The 20,713-nt window shown below is 61.8% G+C and carries 24 protein-coding genes; 14 read left to right on the top strand and 10 right to left on the bottom strand.

Annotated elements, in window-relative coordinates:
• Nucleotides 1–34 precede the first annotated feature (34 nt).
• A complete protein-coding gene (locus tag B5X78_RS00105; RefSeq protein ID WP_079724346.1) occupies nucleotides 35–1,555 on the bottom strand; it encodes a tryptophan halogenase family protein in 1,521 nt (506 codons plus the stop codon).
• Between the two features lie 93 nt (nucleotides 1,556–1,648).
• On the bottom strand, nucleotides 1,649–4,732 hold the full coding sequence (locus B5X78_RS00100) for a TonB-dependent receptor (protein ID WP_079722477.1): 3,084 nt from the start codon (nucleotides 4,730–4,732) through the stop codon (nucleotides 1,649–1,651).
• Between the two features lie 629 nt (nucleotides 4,733–5,361).
• On the opposite strand from B5X78_RS00100, the gene B5X78_RS18700 reads away from it, so the two are divergent.
• From B5X78_RS18700 to B5X78_RS00085, 3 genes are all read left to right on the top strand, one after another.
• The gene (locus B5X78_RS18700) at nucleotides 5,362–6,375 is read left to right on the top strand and encodes a carbohydrate kinase family protein (RefSeq protein WP_217698626.1); all 1,014 of its coding nucleotides are present in this window, start codon (nucleotides 5,362–5,364) and stop codon (nucleotides 6,373–6,375) included.
• On the top strand, nucleotides 6,372–9,839 hold the full coding sequence (locus tag B5X78_RS00090) for a GH92 family glycosyl hydrolase (RefSeq protein ID WP_217698625.1): 3,468 nt from the start codon (nucleotides 6,372–6,374) through the stop codon (nucleotides 9,837–9,839). Before B5X78_RS18700 ends, B5X78_RS00090 begins: the two co-directional genes overlap by 4 nt.
• A gap of 68 nt (nucleotides 9,840–9,907) precedes the next feature.
• Nucleotides 9,908–10,327 carry a hypothetical protein gene (locus tag B5X78_RS00085; RefSeq protein WP_079722474.1) on the top strand — a complete coding sequence of 140 codons (420 nt, stop codon included), beginning with the start codon at nucleotides 9,908–9,910 and terminating at the stop codon, nucleotides 10,325–10,327.
• 15 nt (nucleotides 10,328–10,342) lie between these two features.
• Here B5X78_RS00085 and B5X78_RS18290 read toward each other — a convergent pair whose 3' ends face one another.
• From B5X78_RS18290 to B5X78_RS00080, 3 genes are all read right to left on the bottom strand, one after another.
• A complete protein-coding gene (locus tag B5X78_RS18290) occupies nucleotides 10,343–10,636 on the bottom strand; it encodes a hypothetical protein (RefSeq protein ID WP_139381329.1) in 294 nt (97 codons plus the stop codon).
• Between the two features lie 113 nt (nucleotides 10,637–10,749).
• The gene (locus tag B5X78_RS18285; RefSeq protein WP_176140740.1) at nucleotides 10,750–11,253 is read right to left on the bottom strand and encodes a DUF3693 domain-containing protein; all 504 of its coding nucleotides are present in this window, start codon (nucleotides 11,251–11,253) and stop codon (nucleotides 10,750–10,752) included.
• 148 nt (nucleotides 11,254–11,401) lie between these two features.
• Complete coding sequence (locus B5X78_RS00080; RefSeq protein WP_139381327.1) at nucleotides 11,402–11,752, bottom strand: hypothetical protein; 351 nt, start codon at nucleotides 11,750–11,752, stop codon at nucleotides 11,402–11,404.
• Here B5X78_RS00080 and B5X78_RS00075 point away from each other — a divergent pair.
• The 11 genes from B5X78_RS00075 to B5X78_RS00035 all read left to right on the top strand — a co-directional run bounded on the left by B5X78_RS00075 (nucleotide 11,739) and on the right by B5X78_RS00035 (nucleotide 17,491).
• Entirely contained in the window at nucleotides 11,739–11,951 is a 213-nt protein-coding gene (locus B5X78_RS00075; RefSeq protein WP_139381326.1) for a hypothetical protein, read from the top strand. The genes B5X78_RS00080 and B5X78_RS00075 overlap by 14 nt on opposite strands.
• On the top strand, nucleotides 11,948–12,178 hold the full coding sequence (locus B5X78_RS00070) for a hypothetical protein (RefSeq protein WP_079722471.1): 231 nt from the start codon (nucleotides 11,948–11,950) through the stop codon (nucleotides 12,176–12,178). The genes B5X78_RS00075 and B5X78_RS00070 overlap by 4 nt, the downstream gene beginning before the upstream one ends.
• The gene (locus tag B5X78_RS18560) at nucleotides 12,171–12,338 is read left to right on the top strand and encodes a hypothetical protein (protein WP_176140739.1); all 168 of its coding nucleotides are present in this window, start codon (nucleotides 12,171–12,173) and stop codon (nucleotides 12,336–12,338) included. Before B5X78_RS00070 ends, B5X78_RS18560 begins: the two co-directional genes overlap by 8 nt.
• The gene (locus B5X78_RS00065) at nucleotides 12,328–12,963 is read left to right on the top strand and encodes a rolling circle replication-associated protein (RefSeq protein WP_425478680.1); all 636 of its coding nucleotides are present in this window, start codon (nucleotides 12,328–12,330) and stop codon (nucleotides 12,961–12,963) included. The genes B5X78_RS18560 and B5X78_RS00065 overlap by 11 nt, the downstream gene beginning before the upstream one ends.
• Before the next feature lie 145 nt (nucleotides 12,964–13,108).
• Nucleotides 13,109–13,387, top strand: a complete 279-nt coding sequence (locus B5X78_RS00060) for a hypothetical protein (RefSeq protein ID WP_079722469.1) — start codon at nucleotides 13,109–13,111, stop codon at nucleotides 13,385–13,387.
• 3 nt (nucleotides 13,388–13,390) lie between these two features.
• Nucleotides 13,391–13,588 carry a hypothetical protein gene (locus B5X78_RS00055; protein WP_079722468.1) on the top strand — a complete coding sequence of 66 codons (198 nt, stop codon included), beginning with the start codon at nucleotides 13,391–13,393 and terminating at the stop codon, nucleotides 13,586–13,588.
• Between the two features lie 11 nt (nucleotides 13,589–13,599).
• Nucleotides 13,600–13,833: a hypothetical protein gene (locus B5X78_RS00050; RefSeq protein WP_079722467.1), complete on the top strand. Its 234-nt coding sequence runs from the start codon at nucleotides 13,600–13,602 to the stop codon at nucleotides 13,831–13,833.
• 126 nt (nucleotides 13,834–13,959) lie between these two features.
• Nucleotides 13,960–15,396 (top strand): hypothetical protein, encoded by a 1,437-nt coding sequence (locus B5X78_RS18280; protein WP_139381325.1) that lies wholly within the window; start codon nucleotides 13,960–13,962, stop codon nucleotides 15,394–15,396.
• A 3-nt stretch (nucleotides 15,397–15,399) separates the two neighbouring features.
• A complete protein-coding gene (locus B5X78_RS18275) occupies nucleotides 15,400–15,699 on the top strand; it encodes a DUF2523 family protein (RefSeq protein WP_139381324.1) in 300 nt (99 codons plus the stop codon).
• The gene (locus tag B5X78_RS00040) at nucleotides 15,696–16,850 is read left to right on the top strand and encodes a zonular occludens toxin domain-containing protein (protein ID WP_176140738.1); all 1,155 of its coding nucleotides are present in this window, start codon (nucleotides 15,696–15,698) and stop codon (nucleotides 16,848–16,850) included. The genes B5X78_RS18275 and B5X78_RS00040 overlap by 4 nt, the downstream gene beginning before the upstream one ends.
• Nucleotides 16,847–17,491, top strand: coding sequence for a TraX family protein (locus B5X78_RS00035; protein WP_079722464.1), 645 nt, complete (start codon nucleotides 16,847–16,849; stop codon nucleotides 17,489–17,491). Before B5X78_RS00040 ends, B5X78_RS00035 begins: the two co-directional genes overlap by 4 nt.
• A gap of 308 nt (nucleotides 17,492–17,799) precedes the next feature.
• On the opposite strand, the gene B5X78_RS00025 is transcribed toward B5X78_RS00035, so the two are convergent.
• From B5X78_RS00025 to B5X78_RS18555, 5 genes are all read right to left on the bottom strand, one after another.
• Entirely contained in the window at nucleotides 17,800–18,213 is a 414-nt protein-coding gene (locus B5X78_RS00025) for a hypothetical protein (protein WP_139381323.1), read from the bottom strand.
• A 38-nt stretch (nucleotides 18,214–18,251) separates the two neighbouring features.
• Nucleotides 18,252–18,503: a DUF3653 domain-containing protein gene (locus B5X78_RS18265; protein WP_139381322.1), complete on the bottom strand. Its 252-nt coding sequence runs from the start codon at nucleotides 18,501–18,503 to the stop codon at nucleotides 18,252–18,254.
• A gap of 248 nt (nucleotides 18,504–18,751) precedes the next feature.
• The gene (gene hutG, locus B5X78_RS00015; RefSeq protein ID WP_079722460.1) at nucleotides 18,752–19,732 is read right to left on the bottom strand and encodes a formimidoylglutamase; all 981 of its coding nucleotides are present in this window, start codon (nucleotides 19,730–19,732) and stop codon (nucleotides 18,752–18,754) included.
• 3 nt (nucleotides 19,733–19,735) lie between these two features.
• Nucleotides 19,736–20,497, bottom strand: coding sequence for a hypothetical protein (locus tag B5X78_RS00010; RefSeq protein ID WP_079722459.1), 762 nt, complete (start codon nucleotides 20,495–20,497; stop codon nucleotides 19,736–19,738).
• Nucleotides 20,497–20,713 (bottom strand): hypothetical protein (locus B5X78_RS18555; protein ID WP_176140737.1); only part of this gene is annotated, 217 nt, incomplete at its 5' end. The genes B5X78_RS00010 and B5X78_RS18555, both read right to left, overlap by 1 nt.

The raw sequence follows: 20,713 nt of genomic DNA, 5'->3' as shown, positions 1-20,713 counted from the left end.
CCACCGGCGCCTGATTCAAGTCAGGGCGCGCACGTCAGGGCGTGGGCGCCCGGCAGTACGTATCGAGGAACTGCTGATGCGCGGGCATGCTCTCCACGCAGTTGGCCACGACGTGCCGGACGCGATCGACGAGCTGGACCAACTTGTCTTCCGGCAGTTCGTCGACAATCGGGTGGTAGCCCTGCGGGATGATGCGCTGGCCCAGCATCACCTGGACCCAGCTGGGTAGCGCGAAGAAGTCCTCGCCATTGCGGAAGTAGCGGCCGTCGCGGCGGAACAGTTCGATGGTCTCGCGCAGTTCTTCGGGTATCGCCATCGTGCGGCAATGGTTCCAGAAGGCGCTGTCGTCACGTTCCGTGGCGTTGTAATGCAGCACCAGGAAGTCGCGGACCCGCTCCTGCTCGAACGCCGACTCTCGATTGAAACGCTCGGCCAACGCCGGATCAAAACCGCGATCCGGGAACAGGCTGAGCAGGCGCTGGATGCCCGACTGCGCCAGATAGATGCTGGTCGACTCCAGCGGCTCCATGAAGCCGCCTGCCAGGCCGACCGCGACCACATTGCCATTCCAGAATTTCCTGCGCCGGCCCGGGATGAACCGCAGCGGTCGCGGATCGGCCAGCGGTTTGCCATTGAGTCCGGCAAGCAGGGTCGCCGCTGCCTCGTCATCGCTGATGTGCCGGCTGGAATATACGTAGCCGTTGCCCACGCGGTGCTGCAGCGGAATGCGCCACTGCCAGCCGGCGCTTTGCGCGGTGACACGGGTGTAGGGCGTGAGTGGGCCGGCCGATTCACTGGGTACGGCCATGGCGCGATCGCAGGGCAGCCACTCTGACCAGTCTTCATAGCCGGTCTTGAGCGTCTCTTCGATGAGAAGACCGCGGAATCCGGAGCAGTCGATGAAAAGCTCGCCTTCGATGCGCTGGCCGTTTTCGAGCACGACCGCCTCGATGAATCCGTCGTTACCGCGGCGGAGTACCTCGACGATCTTGCCTTCGATGCGCTGTGCGCCCCGGCTCTCCGCCAACTCGCGCAGGTAACGTGCGTAAAGCCCGGCATCAAACTGGTAGCCGTAGGCAATGTCAGCCAGAGGCGAGCCCGCAGGCGCATCGGCGGGGCTGACCATGAACTTGTTGAGTGGCGCTGCGGCGGTCGGCAATGAAAATGCGCCGATGTCGGGCGCGCGGCCAGCGAGGAACTGTTTGAGCCAGTACTGGTGGAATGGCAGCGGTCCCATGGAATGGCCAATCTTGCCGAAGCCGTGGACGTAGCTGTCTCCGATGCGTCCCCAGTCGTTGAACTGGATGCCCAACTTGAACGTGCCTTGGGTCTTGGCGACGAAGTCGGCCTCGCGGATACCCAGGACCTGGGTATTGAAGGTCTTCATGTATGGCACGGTGGACTCGCCCACGCCGACGATGCCGATTTCCTCGGATTCGACAAGTCGAACCTTTGCCTGCGTGCCCAGGTAAGTCGCCAGCGCAGCGGCCGCCATCCACCCTGCGCTGCCTCCGCCGACGACGACAATCTGCTTGATACGGTCGTGTGTATCCATGGCTGTCCACATAAGAAGACGGCAGCTGCCCGGGGAGGGCAACTGCCGGTGAACACTCCCCGGCCTTGCGGCGCGGGGAGGGGGAGAGACAGATTAGAACTTGTAGCTCAGGCCGAAGTAGGCAATGCGGCCGGCGTAGCCGTTGCTGTAGAAGCGTGCCTTGGTGTCGTTGCCCAGGTACGAGCGGGTTTCTTCTTCGGTCACGTTCAGCACCGAAGCGGTCAGGCTGAGGGCCGGCGTGATGTTGTAGGCGGCGTTCAGATCGATCTGCTGGTACGGCTCGTCGTACACGTTCAAGCCATCGACCAAACCCTGCACCACTTCGCCACGACGGTTGTACGAGGCGCGCAGCAGCAGCTTTTCGTTCTCGTAGAACACGGTGAAGTTGGTCTGGTTCTTGGCACTGCCCACCAGCGGAGATTCACCCAACTGGGTGCCATCGGCCAGCACGATGGCCGCTTCGTTGGTGTCGTTGTAGGTGTAGTTGAACTGGAAGCCCAGGCCGAAATCCAGGGTGTGCTGCGCATACAGTTCGACACCCTGCGACACGGCGTCGCGGCCACCCGCCTGAGTCGAATAGTTCTGCACGGTCACGGTCTGCCCGTTGACGAGCATGTCCACATCCGCCACCACGGGAACGGTGAAGTTGCTGACATCCTTGCGGAACAGGCCTGCACCCAACACCGAACCGGGGTGGAAGTACCATTCCACGCCCACGTCGTACTGCTTGGCCTCATACGCCTCGAGATCCTTGTTGCTGCCGGAGCCGTACCAACCCAGTTCGCCGGCACCACCGGTCAAGCGGCGATCGTTGACGTACTCTTCGCTGTAGTACTCCAGGCTGCCCGGTGCTGCGATGTTGTTGTAGCTGGGACGGGCCACCACCTTGGAGGCTGCCGCGCGCAGCACCAGGGTGTCGGTCAGGTCGTAGGCTAGGTTGAAGCTGGGCAACACGTCAGTGTAGTTGCGATCCAGCGCACTGACCGCGAAGGTCTCGGCGCGCTGCTGACTGTCGGACAAGCGCCAGAAACCCTCGGTGCCACAGTAGGTGTCAGCGGGCGCGCCGGTCGGCATCGGTGCACCTTCCTGACAGGCGAGGGGATTGCCGTTTGCGTCGTCGAAGAAGTAATCGTTGTAGGAGGTGACCTTGTCAGTCGAGTCGGCATGCTGCTTGGTGCTGGCGAAACGGACACCGATGTTGCCGCGCAGGCGGTCGGTGCGGAAGTTGGCCTGCAGGTACGCAGAGTAGATCTTCTCGTCGACGTTGTAGATGAAGTTGTCTTCGTTGCGCGTCTGCATCGGACCGTACGTCTCGTTGAGGTAGCCGATGTACGCCGGGAAATTGATGGCCGGGAACGCGCTGGTGTTGAACCCGCCGGTGAGATTGCCCATGGACTTCAGCAGGCCGGGCGAGAACTGGGTGGCCAGCGTGCTGCAGCGGCCGTTCCAGTAGCGATTCTCGTAGTCCGAGGGATCGGTGCCCGGGCAGACCCAGTAGCTGTTGCCGGTGCTGCGGCTGACGCCACCATCGCGGCCCTTGATGCCGAACTGGATCGAGTCGAGGACATCGCCATCGAAATGCCAGGTGGTGTCGATCTGCGCGTACTTCTGCTCATCCGAGTTCTTGGTCCAGGACGAGCCGGTCGAGCCAAGATCGACCTGCAGGACGCCATTCATCAGGTTCTGCATCAGGTCCGGAGCAAACGTCATCGTCGGCGTGCCGCTCAGGTCCCACGCACTGTAGGTGTTGCCCAGGCTCCAGCTGCCGTCGGCGTTCTGGCGACGCGGCTTGACCGGCACGGCGAACTGCAGCGAAGGACCACCCTCCGCCCAGGTGCGGCCAATCTTGGCGCTGACGTCCACGCCTTCGCCGCGCCACTCCAGTTCGAAATCGACGGTCTGCGAGAGCGCGTCTTCGATGTTGTAGCTGCCGGTCATCTGCGGCGTCGGCATGGCGCAGTCATCCGAACCCCAGCCACCCGGTGCCAGCCCTGCGGCGGCGGCTTCATCCTCGCTGCAGTAGTAGGTCTTGCCGGGATGCACGCTGAAGTCGGCGCCGGTGACAATCGTGCCGCTGCGATCGAAGTGCAGGCCGTCGAGCATGCGACCGCCGCGCCAATTGCCGTCGCCGAAGTAACGGGCAATGCTCCATTCCGGAATCTTCAGCGAGTTGGTCTCGGAATTCTGCGACAGGTCGAAGCGGAAGTAGTTCGCCGTCAGGGTCAGGTCGTCGTTCGGCTTGAACTGGAACGTCACCTGGCCGCCCTTGCGCTCGCGCTCTTCTTCCTTGACGTTGGCGTTGACCGAGGTCGGCATCATGAAGCCGGTGTAGTAGTTGCCGTTCTGATCCCAGAAGCCGGTACCGCCCCACCAGTTGGAGTCGAAGTTGGAGGGATTGCCGTTGACGTCGACAGCCGTGCCGCCTTCATCGCGGCCATACCACTGCCAGCTCTCGGTGCTCGTGCCCAAGGTGCGGGTGGTACGGTTCTGTTGCGTGTAACCAACGAAAAAGCCGAAGCGATCTTCCTTGTCGTGCCAGGAGTACGAGGCAGCGACCTGACCGTCGGTCTTCTTGGTGGTATCGGCCCACGTGCCTTCCAGCGAGACGAAGCCGGTATTGGATTCCATGTCCAGCGGACGACGGGTGTGCAGGATCACGGTACCGCCCACGCCGCCTTCGTCCAGGCGCGCTTCCGGCGTCTTGAACAACTCGGCGCTGGACAGCATGTTGGACGGCAGCAGCATGTAGTTGAACGAGCGCGTCGGGTCGCCGTTGGATTCGGCGGAGGCGACGTAGTTGCCATTGAGCTGGGTCAGGGTCAGTTCCGGCGACAGGCCGCGGACGCTGACGTTTTTGCCTTCGCCACCGCTGCGGGTGACGATCACGCCCGGAACGCGCTGCAGCGCGTCGGCGACGTTCTTGTCGGGGAACTTGCCGATGTCTTCGGCGTTGACGACTTCGACGATGGCGTTCGCGTTGCGCTTCTGATCCAGGCTCTTTTCGATGGCGTAGCGGTAGCCGACGACGCTGACGGCGTCGAGGTCCGTGGCCTGGGTGGAAGTTTCGGCCTGCGGCGTGGCCTCTTGCGCGAAGACGGACACCGGCAACGCGACAGCAGCCGTCAGTGCGATGGTGATGGCGGCGGACAACGTACTGCGGTTATGTGTGCGTGACATCTGATTCAACCCCTCTCTGATTGAACAAGCGAAAGAATTCTGCGTTTGGAACGATCTAAATTCGCGGCCTGATGCTTCCGGTAGAAGTCGCCCGCCATGGCCCTGTGTAAATCACCCTCCCGGGCCACACGATCCCGAATTTGGATCGGTCTAGGTCGGCGACAAAATTAGTACCATGAGACAGCGTGGCCCGCATGCTGCTGCGCAGCATCGGCTGATTGACCCGCCATCCGGCTGGGCGGAAGGGCCCTTGTCGGGCGGATTTTTGGTGCAGTGCAGAATGCGGGCTTCCGCGATGTATGGTCTGTTTAGACCGATCCAGTCGCGCTCGAACTGGAGTCGCGGTGACGATTCCGCATTTTTTGGCCCTAGGATTTGGATCGGTCCAAATCCCAGGCCACAGGGGTGGCTGGTCAATCTCTGGCTGATGCCCGCTCAAATCCGCATCGAGGAGAACGCAATGGAAGCAGCCATGCCAAAACCCAAAACCCGGCCGGGCAGGGCGAGTCGCTTTTGCGATGTAACTCATACCGTCCGCGTGGCATCCGAGACTTCAGAACAGGCCCTGCGCCGGGATCGGCTTGGCCATGACGGCGCCCTGCGGGCCGGCGGCGAGGCCTGAAGTCGATATGCGAACCCTCTTTTGCTTTGGCGAGGCGCTGATTGATTTCTTCGCCGAACCAACTTCCACACCGGGCGCGCCACGCAGCTTCCACCAGCATGCCGGCGGCGCGCCGGCCAACGTCGCCGTTGCGGCCGCCAGGCTAGGCGTTCCGACCCAGTTTGTGGGCGCGCTCGGAGCCGACATGTTCGGCAATTTCCTGTTGGAGAGCCTGCAGACGGCAGGTGTCGGCATCGCCAACGTTGTGCAGACCGACGCCGCGCCTACCGCATTGGCCTTCGTCGCCCTGGACCACCACGGCGAACGCAGCTTCAGCTTCTACCGACCACCCGCCGCCGACCTGATGTTCCGTGCCGAGGATTTTCCGGCCGAGCTTTTCGCAGGCGCGGGCGCGCTCCACGTGTGTTCCAACAGCTTGACCGGCGAGCCGGCGGCGGGCGCCACCTTGCATGGCATGCGGATCGCGCGCCAGGCCGGCGCGCTGGTCAGCATGGACCTCAACCTGCGACCGATGTTGTGGGACGCACAGGTCGATCCGCGCCCGTTGCTATGGCAAGCCCTGGAGCTCGCCGATGTGGTCAAGCTCGCGCGCAACGAACTCGAGTATCTCGCCGAAGGAACCACCGAGCAGGCCGTGCTGCGCAGGCTCATGCTGGCAGGCGTTCGTTGGGTCGTGGTCACCGATGGTGCGTTGCCGCTGCGCTGGTACGGCGCAGACGGGGCAGGGGAACTGCATACTCCCCGCGTCAACGCGATCGATACCACCGCTGCAGGGGACGCGTTTGTCGGTGGGCTACTCTTTCATCTGGTCAGCACAGGGGTGGATGCGGCGCACCTGACTGGGTTCATCAGCGATCGCGATGCCGTCGAACAAGCGCTGCGATTTGCGGCTTCGGTCGGCGCGCTCGCGGTGACGCGCAAGGGCGCCTTCGCCGCCATGCCGCTGCTGCAGGAAGTGGACCAACTGCTCAACGAAACCTACGGCGGAACCGCCACACACTTTCAAGGGAAATTTCGGTGACCACGAAATCAAAGCCGTTCGGCCTGCTCCTCACAACCTGCAGCGCCCTGACTGTCCTGTCCCTGGCGGCATGCACGCCGCGACCCGCTGGCCCGGCGCCGACCGTGGCCGCGGCCGGGCAATTCCATAGCTCGTTCGAAGCCGGCGATCCGCAGCCCACCCTCGAGCGGGGCGAAAGCGCCGGCGGCGCTTCGATGCGGGTGCGTCTCGCCGATGGCCCCGATGAGGCTTACACCGCGCGCACGCACGTCGGCTTCACCGGCGTGCACTCGCTTCAATACGATGGCCAGCCACGCGCCGCCGCCGGCAGCGCCCGCCAGGTGCTGTTTGCGGTGAACATTCCGGTCACGCCCAGCACCGAGCTCAGTTATCGAATCTTCCCGCGCTTCATCCAGGATGACCTGGCCTATCCGAGTACCTGGACCGCCGTTGACCTGGAGTTCGACGATGGAAGCCGTCTCTCGGACCTGGGTGCGCTGGACCAGCAGGGTTTCCTGCTTTCGCCGCGAGGGCAGGGCGAGTCGAAGTCGCTCTATACGCAGCAGTGGAACCAGAAAGCATCGCAGTTCGGCGCCGTCGCTGCGGGCAAAACCATCAAGCGCATCCTGCTTTCCCATGACGGTCCTGCGGCTGCGAAAGGATTCGGCGGGTGGGTGGATGACATCCACATCGGCGAATCGTCGCCGCCCACGTCCGACCTGCGCCCCAGCGATCGCGTACTGACCACGCGTGGCACCAATTCCAGCGGCAGCTTCTCGCGCGGCAACAACATCCCGGCCACGGCCATGCCGCATGGTTTCAACTTCTGGGCGCCGATGACCGATGCCGGTTCGCTGAGCTGGTTCTACGAGTACGCCAAGCGCAATGACGCCCAGAACCGGCCACGCCTGGAAGCCCTGACGCTGACCCACGAGACCAGCCCTTGGATGGGCGATCGGCAGACCTTCCAGGTCATGCCCTCGATGGCGAAGGGCGTGCCTCCCATCCACCGTGCCGAGCGCGCATTGACCTTCACCCACGAGAACGAAATCGCGCGGCCGCATCATTACCGAGTCCGTTTCGACAACGGCATCGTGGCCGAGGTCGCACCGACCGACCATGCGGCCATCCTGCGCTTCGCTTTTCCCGGTGACGATGCCAGCCTCGTTTTCGACAATGTCGACGATCGCGGCGGCCTGACCCTCTCGCCGGAGACCGGCGAGCTCACCGGCTACACCGACACCCGCAGCGGCTTGTCCAATGGCGCAAGCCGGATGTTCGTCTATGCCAGGTTCGACCGGCCGGTCATCGCCTCAGGCAAGCTGATGGCGAACGACGGGCAGAAAGCTGCGCCCACGCGCCGCAACGTAGCCGGCTACTACCGCTTCGACGCCGGCGCACAGCGCAGCGTCAGCATGCGCATCGCCACCTCGCTGATCAGCATCGAGCAGGCCCGGCACAACCTGGATCTGGAGATCGCAAAGACCGACAGCTTCGACGACGTTCGCGAACGCGCACAGCAGGCGTGGGACCAGAAGCTGCGCGTGTTGGAAGTGGAGGGCGCTAGCGAGGACCAGCTGACCACGCTGTATTCCAATCTGTACCGCCTGTTCCTGTATCCGAACTCGGCGCACGAAAATGTCGGCAGCAACAGCGCGCCGGTATGGCGCCACGCGGTGCAGTCCGACGCTGGCAAGGAGATTGCGGCCAGCAGCACGGCCACGCAGACGGGCGCCGTGATCGCGGACGGCAAGGTCTACGTCAACAACGGGTTCTGGGACACCTATCGCACGGCATGGGCGGCACATGCCTTGTTCGCGCCGGAGCATGCAGGTGAAATGGTCAACGGCTTCATCCAGCACTATCGCGATGGTGGCTGGGTACCGCGTTGGTCATCGCCCGGCTATGCGAACCTCATGACCGGAACCAGCTCGGACGTGGCCTTTGCCGACGCCTGGGTCAAGGGCGTACCGGGCCTGGACGCCGCCGGACTCTATGCGGCGGCGATCAAGAACGCCGCGGTGCTGCCGCCGGACGAACACGTCGGCCGCAAGGGCATGCAGGAAGCGCCTTTCATCGGTTACACCCCAAGCTCGGTAGGGGAGGGCCTGTCCTGGGCGCTGGAGGGATACATCAATGACTACGGCATCAGCAACATGCTCGCTGCCATGGCCAAGGCTCCCAAGCCGATTCTTCCGCCCGAGCGTCTGCGCGAAGAGAGCGCGTACTACCGCGATCGGGCGCTGAACTATGTGCGGATGTTTGATCCCGGCATTGGCTTCTTCCAGGGACGCGCCGCCAATGGCGCATGGAAGTCAGCGCCTGGCGACTACGACCCGCGTGTGTGGGGCCACGAACACGATTACACCGAAACCAATGGCTGGGGCTTCGCCTTCCTGGTGCCGCACGATGGCCAGGGTCTGGCAAGCCTGTACGGTGGTCGACAAGGGTTGGCGCGCAAGCTGGACGAATACTTCGCGTCTCCGGAAACCGCGGGCTTCCCGGGTTCCTACGGTGGCGTGATCCACGAGATGGTCGAAGCGCGCGACGTGCGCATGGGGCAGTGGGGGTTCTCGAACCAGGTCGCCCACCATGTGCCGTGGATGTACCTGTATGCCGGACAGCCCTGGCGCACCCAGGAAATCGTGCGCGAGACGCTGGCGCGGATGTACATCGGCTCGGAGATTGGCCAGGGCTATCCGGGCGACGAAGACAATGGTGAATCTTCGGCGTGGTGGCTGTTGTCGGCGATGGGTTTCTATCCGCTGCAGATGGGCAGTGAGAACCTGGCGATTGGCTCGCCGCTGTTCACCCGCGCCACGCTGCACCTGGAAGGCGGCAAGACGCTGGTGATCAACGCGCCGCAGAACAGCGCGAAGAATGTCTACGTCGCTGGCGTCACCGTCAATGGAAAGGCCTGGAATCGCACGGTCATTCCGCACCGTTTATTGGCGCAAGGCGGCCAGATCGAGTTCACGATGTCGCCGCAACCGGCGAAGTGGGGCAGTGACGAGGCGGCATTGCCACCCTCGCTGACGCAGGGCGATTCGCGTCCCGCTGCTCTGGCGGATGTCACGGCAACAGGTCGTGGCAGTTGCAATGTGAAAGGTGGCGATACCTGCGCCCAACTCTTCGATGACAACTCGCTGACGGAAGCGCTTTTCCCGGCTTCGACGCCGGTATCGATCGCGTATGAGCTCAAGCAGAATTCAGGCGCCAAGGTCCGCTACTACACGCTCACATCCGGTACCCAGGGTGGTTACCCGACAGGCTGGGTGCTCGAAGGTTCGAGTGACGGCACGACCTGGAAGGAACTGGATCGGCGCTCCGGCGAGACCTTTGAATGGGCGCACTACACCCGACCGTTCCAGCTCAGGACGCCGGGAAGTTATCGCCACTACCGGCTGACGGTGACTGCTGCGAGCAAGGGAGATCAGTTCTCCTTGGCTGAAATCGAGCTGCTGGGAGCAGGGCAGGCAGAGTAAGGTTCCGTCGCCCCAAGCGACGGGCCAGGCGTGAGGTAAGCTCTTCCTGAAAGGACGGGAGGAGCTTCATGGGAAGGATTCTTTGCGGACTGCTATTGACCCTCTGCGTGGCCATACCTGTATTTGCGCAGGTACGAACTGCCAAGGGGAAGCCGGCACCGCCTCCGCCGGCCGCCCCTCGTGCCGCGTACAACTCCACGGCAAAGGACACGACGCCGTTCAATTGCGATCAGTATCGCCGTCATCCGCACCCCATGATGATGGGTTACTGCAACAGCATCGAGAACATGACGCTTCAGAACGAAGCCCGGCGGGCCGGGCGACCGGCACCTTCATCGAGCGTCATCGTGCTGCCTGGCCTTGGGGCTCCCGAAGCGAAGCAGCTCGGTTATGCATGCGTTGGCGGGCAGGCCTTCAAGCGCTTGTCGAACGGCTGGGAACAGGTTCATGCACCAGATGGCGGTTGGCAGCGGTGTCAGGGTGGATAAGCGGGAACAGATAGATCAGGAGCATTTCTCGATCTGACCATCCTTGATGATGGGTTCCAGTCCCTTGGGTTCGTCAATCAGCTTGTATCCACTGACGCATGAGGTCTGAGGATTTGCTTCAGGAGCTAACTCAGTGGCGCAGTTCGTTGTTTCGCTGTGTTGCGTTGGGTGCTGCCGTGCGTTCCTGGTGTTCTCAAGTTGACGTTCGGTTTCCTTCAAAGCGGACTTGTTGGCGGCAAGTCCTACGGTGAGGCCGATGCAAGCCAACCCCAGAGCGAATGCAGTGACCTGCCATCCTGCTTTTTCCATGAGCGTTACCCTTCGACTTGTTCAACGGTTGAGGCAACGTTTCCAGTGTGTCGATTCCTTCCTGGTGACTGCATTGTTTGCGGCCTGAGCAGGCGTCGTCCAGTCCCGTGCTCTCAGACGGTGGGTCGTCGGTAGAGAAGGCTCCAGCAAGGTTCCAGGGCTATACGGGGCTTCGGCCCCTGCGCTTCTTTGGGTACATAAGCTGCATTCCCTAGCGACATAATCTGCATTCCTTGTGCATCTGTTGCGCTCGTGCTGCGCACCGGAGCGGCTTGCGCAGGAGTTCCCACAGCCAGCCCGATTGCGCATAACAAGACTGCGGAAGCAGTAGCGAGCCGCTTGGCTAAAGAAGCCCATACTTTGCCGGCTTTACCCTCAGTCCGAATCGCCTTGATGGCCAGTAGCCATTCACCGGGGTCGTCACCCGCAAGCTCTGCCAGGGCGACGATCAGGTCTTCATCAGGGTAGCTCTTACCCGCTCTCCATTCGCTCACGACTGCTCGCGAGCGCCCTAACCGTTCGGCGAGAGCCATGTCGGTGGGAATCCCTCTTCGGGCCCGTGCTTTGTCCAGAAGCGTCGCAACGATGCTCATGTTCGGAAAGTCCTTGACAACCATGTTCGGTGTCAGGTTAACTCCGAACAGTTCGGAATGTTCCGAACACGGCTGGTTCGCCAGCCACCCCCTCCCCGGTCGCCCTAGGCCGGGGCAGGGGACCTCTAGGGCGCTAGGGCAGGGGATAGGGGCATGGCGAATCCAACGGGCCTTAGTGCCGCGGGGAATCCGGCGGCGGGTCTTCCAGCCACACCGCGTAAGCAATATCCGCGAAATAGTCGCGCACGCGCTGTCGGTGAATGGCATTGCGCAGCTCATCAGGTGCTTCCGTGAGTTCCGTCAGCAAGATCGAGGCGGCAGCAATCCCGCGCTGCATCGAGTCATCTCGACGCGACCCGGTGAGTACCCCGAGCAAAAGGAACTCCAAGGCCTCGACCTGGGCTTCCAGCCGAGCGATGCGGACATCCGCTTCCATCTGCGCCCGAGTCGTTCTCATGCCGATCACCGTATGGGGTGGGGAAACGGTCTTGAGTTTCCAGCAATTCGCCATGGTGGCGATCATCGTGTGCTTCGTTTTCGGCTGGGCGGTCGTGTTGGTGAGTCGTTTCGACCGCTATACGCAGAATCGGAAGCGCTTCCGCTTCTTCAATCAGTTTGAACACGTCGGTCAGGAGCGCGCCGAGCAAGCACTTGCAGAGCGCTTGCGGCAGGAAGCCCACGACGCGGCTCAACGCATTCGCGTTGCGGAGGACATCCAATGACCCTGCGCACGCTCACGCAAATCGAGGCCCGCTACGTCGTAGTAGAGCGGCTAATCGGACAAGCCAACGACAAGATGCGCGATTTGAGCCGCGTCCTAAGTCGTGGCGGCAACCTCGACCTTTTCATACCGGATCAGGAAGTCACCGTCTGGCGCGGCATCCGCGCTGTGTTGATTGATGAGTCCGACCGACTGGAAAAGCTGTGGCAGGGGAGGGCGCATGGATGAGTATCCCTGCGACGACCCGTGGGGGTCGAACCTCATGAAGCTGCACGAACTGACAGAAGCACGCCGAAGCGCACAGACCGACGACGAACGCCGCGAATACGACCAGCTGATTGAGGAACGCATCAGGCTGATTGGCTCGGGGCAGGGCGATGAGCCATGAATCGACACGCGAACAGCCCGTGCGCCCACTGTGGCGGGTCTCTGGTGACACTGCGGGATGCACAGGCCACGGACCTGACCACCTGCAGGAATTGCGGCCTCCTGATTTACACGCGGCGGGCTATGCGGACCTCCTACGGCGGGTCCCCTGGCAACAGTTTTGGACGCTCACGTTTCGCATTAGCAAATCGGGTCGCAACGGCGGCATGCACGGCGAAGCAGCCGACAAGGCATTTCGGTACTTCGTCAGTTGCCTCAACCGCGAAATCTACGGCCCCAAGTGGTCAACGCGCTGGCATGGCGGCGTCCAGTGGGCAAGGGGACAGGAGTTCCACAAGGACGGGCGCCTGCATTTCCACGCCGTGGCCGCAGCGGCGACCGATGACCTCAACAAGCTGGCCAGCCGCTACGAGTGGCACGAGTTCTGGTACCGCGAGTTTGGCCGCAACCGCATCGAAGCACCACGCAGCCAGGCCGACATCACCGGCTACGTGTCGAAGTACGTAACCAAAGGCGGGGAAGTCGATTTCAGCAAGAACTTCGGCGCGTGGTTGCCACCGCCCATCGACTACACCGCCCGACCCGAGCAAGACGGCCTGCTACAGCCGAACCAGCACCACCCGTAGCACCCGGCGGACTGATGCAAGCATCGCGTAGGGGTCAAACAAGCATCCATCCGCGCCGCCGTCATGGGGGGTAAGGGGGGACATAGCTTGACCCCACAGTACCGCCCGAAATTTGCCAACCAACCAACCGAAGAGAGAAAAGACCATGAGCGCGAAAGTCACGATCAAGAGCGAACCGCAAAGCCGTTACGTCACCACGAAGGCTGGCCAGAAGCAGGTTCATTACCAGAACGCGGAACTGGAAACCAAGCAGATGCGCGTGCAGCTGGAAGTGGAAATCGACAGCCCGCAGCAGGCGTACAAGCAGAGCGGCGTGTACGACTGGGATGTGGAAGCTGATGTGATTCCCGGTCGTTATGGCCCCGAGCTGGCCCGGCGCATGACGCTCGTGCCGGTGGCCGAAGCGCCCAAGCGCGCGGCCTAAGCGATGCCCAAGGTTCTCACCTGCGTCGATTTTGATTCGTCCACGCAAACCTGCTTGGCGCAGGCGTGGGTGGAGCAGTCGACGTGGGTGAACGTCCTCCCGACCGTTGAGCAGGCCAACGTCGTCGGGATCGCATTTTTCGCCAGCCTGTTCTCGGTGGTCGCTGCCAAGCGGCTGCTCAAACCCCAACGCAACTTGTAAGGAGCAATCCCATGCGTCATCTCGTCACGAAGTCCAAGTCCCGTGTATCCGCCCTGGTCGCTGGCCTGACCGCCATGGCCCTCGCCCCGATGGCCTTTGCCGGCGGTGGCGGTGGCAGCGGTGCGCTGTCGACCATCACCGGCCTGTTCGATGAGTACGGTGCCGAAGCCGTCGCGGCGACCATCGCCTTCATCGTAGTCCTGTGGACGCTGCGCGCCACCGGCCTGCTGAAGCCGAAGACCTGAGTCACGTAGCGGGGGTAGGGCACCCCGCTTTCTTCCTATGGGAACTGACTTCGACCAACTGTTTGGGACGCTGTGCCTGCTGTGGTGGGTCATGGCCTCGTACATCATTGCAGGCGACTGGGACTGATGGATTTCAAGCGCATCCTTGCCAATGCTATTGCGCGCCGCGTGGCCTACGTGCTCGTGGCGCTACTGCTGGCATGGATGGGTTTGGGAAAGGCACACGCCCAGGCCACCTATCCGAATCAGGGCGCTGCATACGCGGGCTGTAACGCTGGCGGCGCGGCGAACATGGCAGGCGCACCTACTGTTTGGGCGCAGTACCGTTGCACCTTCAATCCCAACATCAGCAGCCTTCCGGGCTATGTGTGTGAAGTGCAAAACAAGAATTCGCTTGTCTGGGGCGCGTGCGCTCTTTACGGCACCCTGGGCGGTCGCAACCATCGCTATCCAGCAGCGCAGACCTGTTCGGCTAAGCCCAGCTACACGGGCTCGCCGCCAACGTCGACGGCGGTAGGAAAAATTCGTAACGGGTCGTTTACGTGCACCGATGGCTGCACGCAAAAGTGGCACGCCAACTCGGATGGGACGTTTACAGGCAGCTTCAATCACGGCGCGGCCGGTGTGTGCACGACGCCCGAACTACAGGAAGATTGCGGGGCGCTGGGCGGTGGGTCGTACTGGAACGCCTACATTCAAGCCTGCGAAACTCCGGAAGTTGTGTGCGAAGAAGGCCAGGTCAAAGATGCGGTGACCGGTGCATGTGGCAATGCGTGTCCGGCGGGCATGAAGGTAAATCAGCAAGGGCAATGCGAGGAAGCCAGCGACACCTGTCCTGCTGGGCAAATTAAGAGTCCGCAAGGTTCTTGTCTGCCGGGCGAAGGGCAGTGTGCAGCGGGAGAGGCCCCCAGAGAGAATGGCACCTGCGGAAAGGACTCTGATGGTGACGGAAAGGCAGACGAAGACGACGACAATCCGGATAACGATCCTGACAAGGAGACGGCGTCAGGCGGAGATAGCTGCAACGCGCCCCCGTCATGCTCAGGCAGTGCGATTGCCTGCATTCAAGTAAAGATTCAATGGCGAATCGACTGCAATACGCGTCGGCGCGTCAACATTTCCGGCGGCGGTTGCGCGGCGATGCCGGTATGCACTGGCGACAATTGCGACGCCTTGGAATACAGCCAGCTGCTGATGCAGTGGCGGTCTACTTGCGCGCTTGAAAAGTTGAACCTTGACGGCGGTGGTGGCGGTAGCGGCGAGACCGGTATCAAAGATCACATGACCGCGTTGAAGCAGGCCGAGGTCGATGCCTTGCGCAACTTGGGCACCGATGACGGCCATGGCAACGTCGACCCGAACGCCATCTTCCACGAGTTCGACAACAGCGACTTCAATCCCAATCTGTTCGGCGGGAACTCGGGTGGTCAGTGTCCGGTTGCGCTGACCATCGGTGGCAAGAGCATCCAGTTTCCTGCCGGGTTCTGGTCGGTCGCCGCATTCATCGGTTGGTTGATGGTGGCTTGCGCCTACTTGTGGGTTGCCTTCCAGCTGGGGAGCTGACGTATGCCCGTTGTTATCGCCGAACTGCTGGCCATTATTGGTCCTTGGATCATGCGCTTTCTCGCGGTCAAGGGCCTGCTCATGGTGGCGGGCTTTCTTGGTCGCCTGGGCTTGGTGCTGGCTACGAATGAGTTTGCCGTCCAGCCGCTCATCGAACACGCAATGACGGCGTGGAACGCGATTCCCGCCCAGTATCAATGCTGGCTCGCGCTGTTCGGTGTCACCAAGGCAGCGGGCATCATGGTGTCAGGGCTGACGCTGATTGCGGCCAAACGCGTGTTCTTCGCCAAGGCACCGGCATGAGCGCGATTGCCAAGACCTCCAGCATCACGCTCATAACGGGCGTGCCCGGTAACGGCAAGTCACTCCGCGCCGTCTGGTACATCCGCGAAGCGGTGAAGGCGGGCGAGGAAGTTTTCGTCTGCAATCTCAATGGCGTCACCATCGATGGCATTACGGCATTTGATGACCCCACACGCTGGGAGGAATTGCCAGCCGGGGCGATTCTGGTGGTGGATGAAGCACAGCGCTTCTTTCGCGCTGCTGCCGGCACCGTGCCGCCGTACATCCAAGCGATGGAAACCATCCGCCACGTCGGCATCCGGCTCATCCTCATCACCCAAAGCCCCACATTGATTCATGCCAACATCCGCCAGCTGGTGGGCATGCATGAGCATCTGGTCCGTGAGAACGGTAAGCAGTCGGCGACCGTGTATCGGCGTAGCCGGGTCATCGACAACGTGCGCAGCGAGCGTGCGCTGGCGGCGGAAGACCATGAGGTATGGGTCTATCCCAGCGATTGCTTCGCGCTCTACAAGTCGGCCGAGGTGCACACCGTCAAGCGCACCGTGTCGAGCAAGATGAAACGCGGCTTGGTGCTGGCGGGTATCGCCGCACTCCTGTTGGGCTATGTGTGGTGGAACGGCAGGAAGCTGGTGGGCAAGAACGACGAAGGCGCGCCAGCCGCGGCGGCCGCGCCAGCGGCCGCTGCGGCTGGGGAGTCGCGTCGTGATCCTGATGCCCCCAAATGGACCGATGCCACGCAGTACGCCCAGGCACACCTGCCACGCCTGTCGATGATGCCGTGGTCGGCGGAGGTCTTCGACCAACGCCCGGTAACGGCCGACCCTCAGCTGTATTGCATGAGTTCCACGTCCGGTGACGACGCCCAGGGCGAATGGAAAGACTACAGCTGCACTTGCCTGACGGAGCAGGGCACCGTTTACCAGCTGACGCAGCCTGAGTGCCGCACGGTGGCCCGCCGAGGGGCCATCTACAATCCCTACCGCGAACGCCAGCAGGCGGGGCAGGGGATGGGGGTGCAGGGGCCTGCCCCTGCGGTTATGGACGCGCAAGCGTCCGCTCCTTCACCCATGGCGCCACTTATACGCGGCGATGTTCGTGCGGTGGGAACCGAAGGCGAAGCCGGCCAACCCGGCTCCGCGCCACGATGACCAGCGCGGGCCGGGAAGTCCTCAAATGGCTGGCCTTGGTCCTGATGACCGGCGACCACGTGAACAAGGTGCTGCTGCACGAGCAGTATCCATGGCTGACGGACGTGGCCCGGGTGGTTTTTCCCATCTTCGCCATCGTGTTGGCCTATAACCTTGCCCAGCACCCAAGCCCGGACGCGACGCGGCGGGCGTTGGTCCGGATGCTCGTTTTCGCCGTGTTGACGCAGCCATTCCACGCGTGGGCGTTTGGCTACTGGGTGCCGCTCAATGTGTTGTTTACGCTCGCCTTGGGCGTTTACGTGGCCACCGCCGCTAATCGCTGGCTTTCCGTGATCGCTTGGCTCATGGGCGGGGCAGTCGTCGACTACGAATGGTTTGGCGTAGCGGTGGTCGTGGCTGGTTTTTACTTGTGGCGTATTTCGGCAGAAAGTAGAAGCCAGTGGGTAATTGCTGCTGCGCTGATGGTCGCTGCGGTAGCCGCGCTGTATGCCATCAACGGCAATTTAATTGCCTTGGGAGCCATCCCGCTTTTATGGATGGTGGGAAGGCTCCCAGGCAGTGTTGCCCGCTGCAAATGGTTGTTTCTTGCCTACTATGTGATCCACCTGGCGGTACTCGTCGCCATTGATGTTTCTGCTTAGACTAGCCATTGCTTGAAACGCGTCCCCAACAATGGAGCTGGACATGGACTGTACTGCTGGGATTCTAAGTTTGGTCACGGCCGTAATATCACTAGTGACTGCAGTTCTTGCGTTGTTGAAGTCAAAACGCGCCGAGGATAGCGTTCGCGTGATTATCAATATCCCTGAGGTTAAGGAGCTGATTGATCGTCGTGGTGGCGGTGGCGGTGGTGGTGGCGGTGCTGGCGGTGCCGGCGGTGGTGGCGGTGGAGGCGGTGGAGGTGGCGGCGGCTTCTGAGTAAACGCTGCGGGTACAAGCGAGCCTTGTTTTAGTCTCGGCAAGGCTCTTTGGCTATCTGGACCCAGCCACGATCTATACGCTTGAACCTGTCTCCTTTGATGCAGCGCTCGTCCGGTGCTAATGGGCGTAGCAGCTGTCTGGCTGGGGCGCGGGTAGGCGCATTTATCGAATTCTCCCTTAAGAATCGCTCATCTTCTGCGTTCTGGCGGGCTAGCTCGGTGCTGAGTTGCTTCAGGGCGAACTCCGCATCTTTTCGGTCTTGATAGCGGTCGAATGCGTTGTAAACCAAGAGTGCAATGAGGAAGCCGAGGCCCGTTCCCGTGCTGACCTTGAGAACCAGATACTCGTCTCGGTTTCTCACAGGTGATGAAGGGCCGCGATAGCTTCGCGGTCGGAACTCGATTGGTTCGTCTGGCTCGAAGGTCGGTTCGCGGCGTTCCATGTCAGCCCCCGTGTGTGACGGCCGGATGGTATACCGAATTAGCCGGCCCGGTTTCCAAATCGCTCAGAGTGCCAGTCGGCCAGATCGACGATGACTACTTTGTGTTGACCGCGTTGGATTTCGTTTTTGCGCTTGCGCGCGGTTCTGGCCTTCGCGACGTGCGCCTCCATTTCCAGTCGCCACACAATGCCTTTCATGCGTTCCAACGTGAGTTTGTCGCCCTCAGGGCTGACCAAGTAGGGGCCGCGCTGTTTCCAGCCATACCATTCACCGTCCAGGTCTATTTGCATGCCAGGTTCCTCCTGTCAGCCGAGTAGGCTCGGTTACGCTGCAAGAGTCGTTCCAGCAGCAGCTTGAGGACGCTGAGGTAGTACCGCCAGATGCGCCGTACATAAGCTGCATTATGCGAAATACAATATGGACTAGTCCTTCGTACGGTGCATCCCTTGGCCCGCAGCCACAGCGTCGCCGGCTACTGGTCAGCGCAGACCCTCCGTCCTTTCCTGAAACTGACCCAGGGTTGGCAACGCAGCCAACGCTACAGTCGACTGACAGCGCGATGAATCAGACGCGCGGCTACTCGCGCCGTTGCATTGTCGCGGTCCAGGACCGGGCAAAGTTCCGCAACATCCATGATCACGGTCCTTCCCGTCGCCATGATCGAATCCAGTAGCGCTTCCAGTACTTCCAGAGCCATGCCACCTGCATTGGGCGCGCTTACGCCTGGCGCGACTGACTGGGACAAGACATCCAGGCAGATGGTCACGTAAATGGCATCTACCTCATCGCACCAGCCTCGAATCAGTTCTGCTTGTGCGATCCAGTTCCAGGGGCACAATTCTTCCTCGACGATGTAGCGAACCCCGCACCGCTCCGCTGTGGCGAACAGATGGGGGGTGTTGCCGGTTCGGCTCGCACCGATGCAGTGGTAGGTCAGCCGCATCTCCCGCGATTGCGCGTGGTTGATGGCCTGAAGGAACGGAGTACCCGAACTGGCGCGAGCTGCTTCGCGGAGGTCGAAGTGCGCATCAAAGTTGAATATTCCGATGCGCTTGTCTGCTCCCCCCAAGTGCGCAGCCAGGGCGAGATAGCTGGCAAAGCCTATCTCGTGTCCGCCCCCCAACCCGATGACGAAGTGGCCGGCATCGAGCAGTTGCCGGGCCCTCTGCGCGTAAGCCTGCTGCGCCACTTCCAGCGCATCTCCTTTGCAGGACACATCACCTGCGTCGTACAAGGCATGCGTGTGAAGGACCGGCAAGTTGGACAGGGCGCGACGCAAGGCATCTGGCCCTTCGTGCGCTCCTACCCGCCCGCCATTTCGGCGCACGCCCTCGTCGCATGCCAATCCCAACAGGGCGATGCCGCCTTTCTGACTGCCATCGACTTCGATGGGCCGTATAACCTGGTGCCAGCGGCAGGTGTCTGCCGTCCCGGGCGGATCAATCCGTCCTCGCCACAATGAGCTCACTTTGCAAATTCCTGTTTCTTTGCTGTCGACGTTGAATCGCAGTACCGGCATCGCTCAGTTGAGCGCTACCTCAAATCCCAAGCGGCCATAGGTGTGCACGCCATCCTCGTTGTGGCTGAAACTTCTGCCCAGTGCTCCGAACAAGGACCAGTTCTCCCCTACTTCCCAGCGGAATCCCACGTTTCCTCGCTGGAACTTGCCTTGTTGGCTGTTCGATTCTTCATGGATGATTTCTGCTCCAAGCCACAGGCCGGGCACCGCTTGATACTCGGCCAAGCCGCCCACGCTCCAGAATGTCTCATCCGATCCCAATGGTCGCTGCCATGCAATCTGACCGGTCAGCAGGGTTCGTTCGAACTCCTTGCTCGCCCGTAGTGGCAAGGTCAGGAGCGTGCGGTCGTCACCACCCCGCAGGGATCGACTTCCCGTTGGAAGTATCAGCTCGGGTTCGATGGCGGCCTTGAACGACTGATCCAGGTCGCCGAGGAACCTCCATTTCATGGCCAGGCGCAGGCCTTCGTGCCCGGTTACTTCATCTCCATCATGCACATTGGACAGCCCATAACCGCTACCGGCCGTGAGCTCGAATCTCTGCGCAAATCCCCAGCCAAACTCCAGGGCGGGTCGAGCCCATGACTCCTCGCTCTCGTTCCTCAGGTAGGACACCTGCGCTTTGAATTTCACCCCTTTTCCAGTGTCTGCGTCCCCTACTTCGTAAGAACTCGCCAACACAGGCAATGGCAGTAGCAGCGTCGTCATCAGGAACAGCGCTTTTGCGTCGCCACTGCTGACCGGTGCTGCGCGACCTTGACGCATCAGCTTGCTTGCTTTGGATTGGCTTCTTGCCACTTCTTTCCCCTCGGTTTGATCTCGAAAATGTCCTGATAGTTGCGTGCGCGCTGCTGGCTGAGGAGACGATCCAGTCGTTCGAACTGTTCGCGTATCTGCGCATCCACCGCCGCGATGGCGGTCATGTTGACCACCCGTCGCGGGGTGGCGCTGGTGGTCAGGATGTGCACCGGCTTGGAGATG

The organism is Pseudoxanthomonas indica, assembly GCF_900167565.1.
GTDB lineage: Bacteria > Pseudomonadota > Gammaproteobacteria > Xanthomonadales > Xanthomonadaceae > Pseudoxanthomonas_A > Pseudoxanthomonas_A indica.
The sequence above is the reverse complement of the archived record's forward strand: the minus strand, read 5'-3'. Positions and strand labels throughout refer to the sequence as shown.

Excerpts from the sequence above, each read along its gene's own strand:
- B5X78_RS00105 (WP_079724346.1), bottom strand. The coding sequence starts at position 1,555 with ATGGATACACACGACCGTATCAAGCAGATTGTCGTCGTCGGCGGAGGC.
- B5X78_RS00100 (WP_079722477.1), bottom strand. The coding sequence starts at position 4,732 with ATGTCACGCACACATAACCGCAGTACGTTGTCCGCCGCCATCACCATC.
- B5X78_RS18700 (WP_217698626.1), top strand. The coding sequence starts at position 5,362 with ATGCGAACCCTCTTTTGCTTTGGCGAGGCGCTGATTGATTTCTTCGCC.
- B5X78_RS00085 (WP_079722474.1), top strand. The coding sequence starts at position 9,908 with ATGGGAAGGATTCTTTGCGGACTGCTATTGACCCTCTGCGTGGCCATA.
- B5X78_RS18290 (WP_139381329.1), bottom strand. The coding sequence starts at position 10,636 with ATGGAAAAAGCAGGATGGCAGGTCACTGCATTCGCTCTGGGGTTGGCT.
- B5X78_RS18285 (WP_176140740.1), bottom strand. The coding sequence starts at position 11,253 with ATGGTTGTCAAGGACTTTCCGAACATGAGCATCGTTGCGACGCTTCTG.
- B5X78_RS00075 (WP_139381326.1), top strand. The coding sequence starts at position 11,739 with ATGGTGGCGATCATCGTGTGCTTCGTTTTCGGCTGGGCGGTCGTGTTG.
- B5X78_RS00080 (WP_139381327.1), bottom strand. The coding sequence starts at position 11,752 with ATGATCGCCACCATGGCGAATTGCTGGAAACTCAAGACCGTTTCCCCA.
- B5X78_RS00070 (WP_079722471.1), top strand. The coding sequence starts at position 11,948 with ATGACCCTGCGCACGCTCACGCAAATCGAGGCCCGCTACGTCGTAGTA.
- B5X78_RS18560 (WP_176140739.1), top strand. The coding sequence starts at position 12,171 with ATGGATGAGTATCCCTGCGACGACCCGTGGGGGTCGAACCTCATGAAG.
- B5X78_RS00065 (WP_425478680.1), top strand. The coding sequence starts at position 12,328 with ATGAGCCATGAATCGACACGCGAACAGCCCGTGCGCCCACTGTGGCGG.
- B5X78_RS00060 (WP_079722469.1), top strand. The coding sequence starts at position 13,109 with ATGAGCGCGAAAGTCACGATCAAGAGCGAACCGCAAAGCCGTTACGTC.
- B5X78_RS00055 (WP_079722468.1), top strand. The coding sequence starts at position 13,391 with ATGCCCAAGGTTCTCACCTGCGTCGATTTTGATTCGTCCACGCAAACC.
- B5X78_RS00050 (WP_079722467.1), top strand. The coding sequence starts at position 13,600 with ATGCGTCATCTCGTCACGAAGTCCAAGTCCCGTGTATCCGCCCTGGTC.
- B5X78_RS18280 (WP_139381325.1), top strand. The coding sequence starts at position 13,960 with ATGGATTTCAAGCGCATCCTTGCCAATGCTATTGCGCGCCGCGTGGCC.
- B5X78_RS18275 (WP_139381324.1), top strand. The coding sequence starts at position 15,400 with ATGCCCGTTGTTATCGCCGAACTGCTGGCCATTATTGGTCCTTGGATC.
- B5X78_RS00040 (WP_176140738.1), top strand. The coding sequence starts at position 15,696 with ATGAGCGCGATTGCCAAGACCTCCAGCATCACGCTCATAACGGGCGTG.
- B5X78_RS00035 (WP_079722464.1), top strand. The coding sequence starts at position 16,847 with ATGACCAGCGCGGGCCGGGAAGTCCTCAAATGGCTGGCCTTGGTCCTG.
- B5X78_RS00025 (WP_139381323.1), bottom strand. The coding sequence starts at position 18,213 with ATGGAACGCCGCGAACCGACCTTCGAGCCAGACGAACCAATCGAGTTC.
- B5X78_RS18265 (WP_139381322.1), bottom strand. The coding sequence starts at position 18,503 with ATGCAAATAGACCTGGACGGTGAATGGTATGGCTGGAAACAGCGCGGC.
- hutG (WP_079722460.1), bottom strand. The coding sequence starts at position 19,732 with ATGCCGGTACTGCGATTCAACGTCGACAGCAAAGAAACAGGAATTTGC.
- B5X78_RS00010 (WP_079722459.1), bottom strand. The coding sequence starts at position 20,497 with ATGCGTCAAGGTCGCGCAGCACCGGTCAGCAGTGGCGACGCAAAAGCG.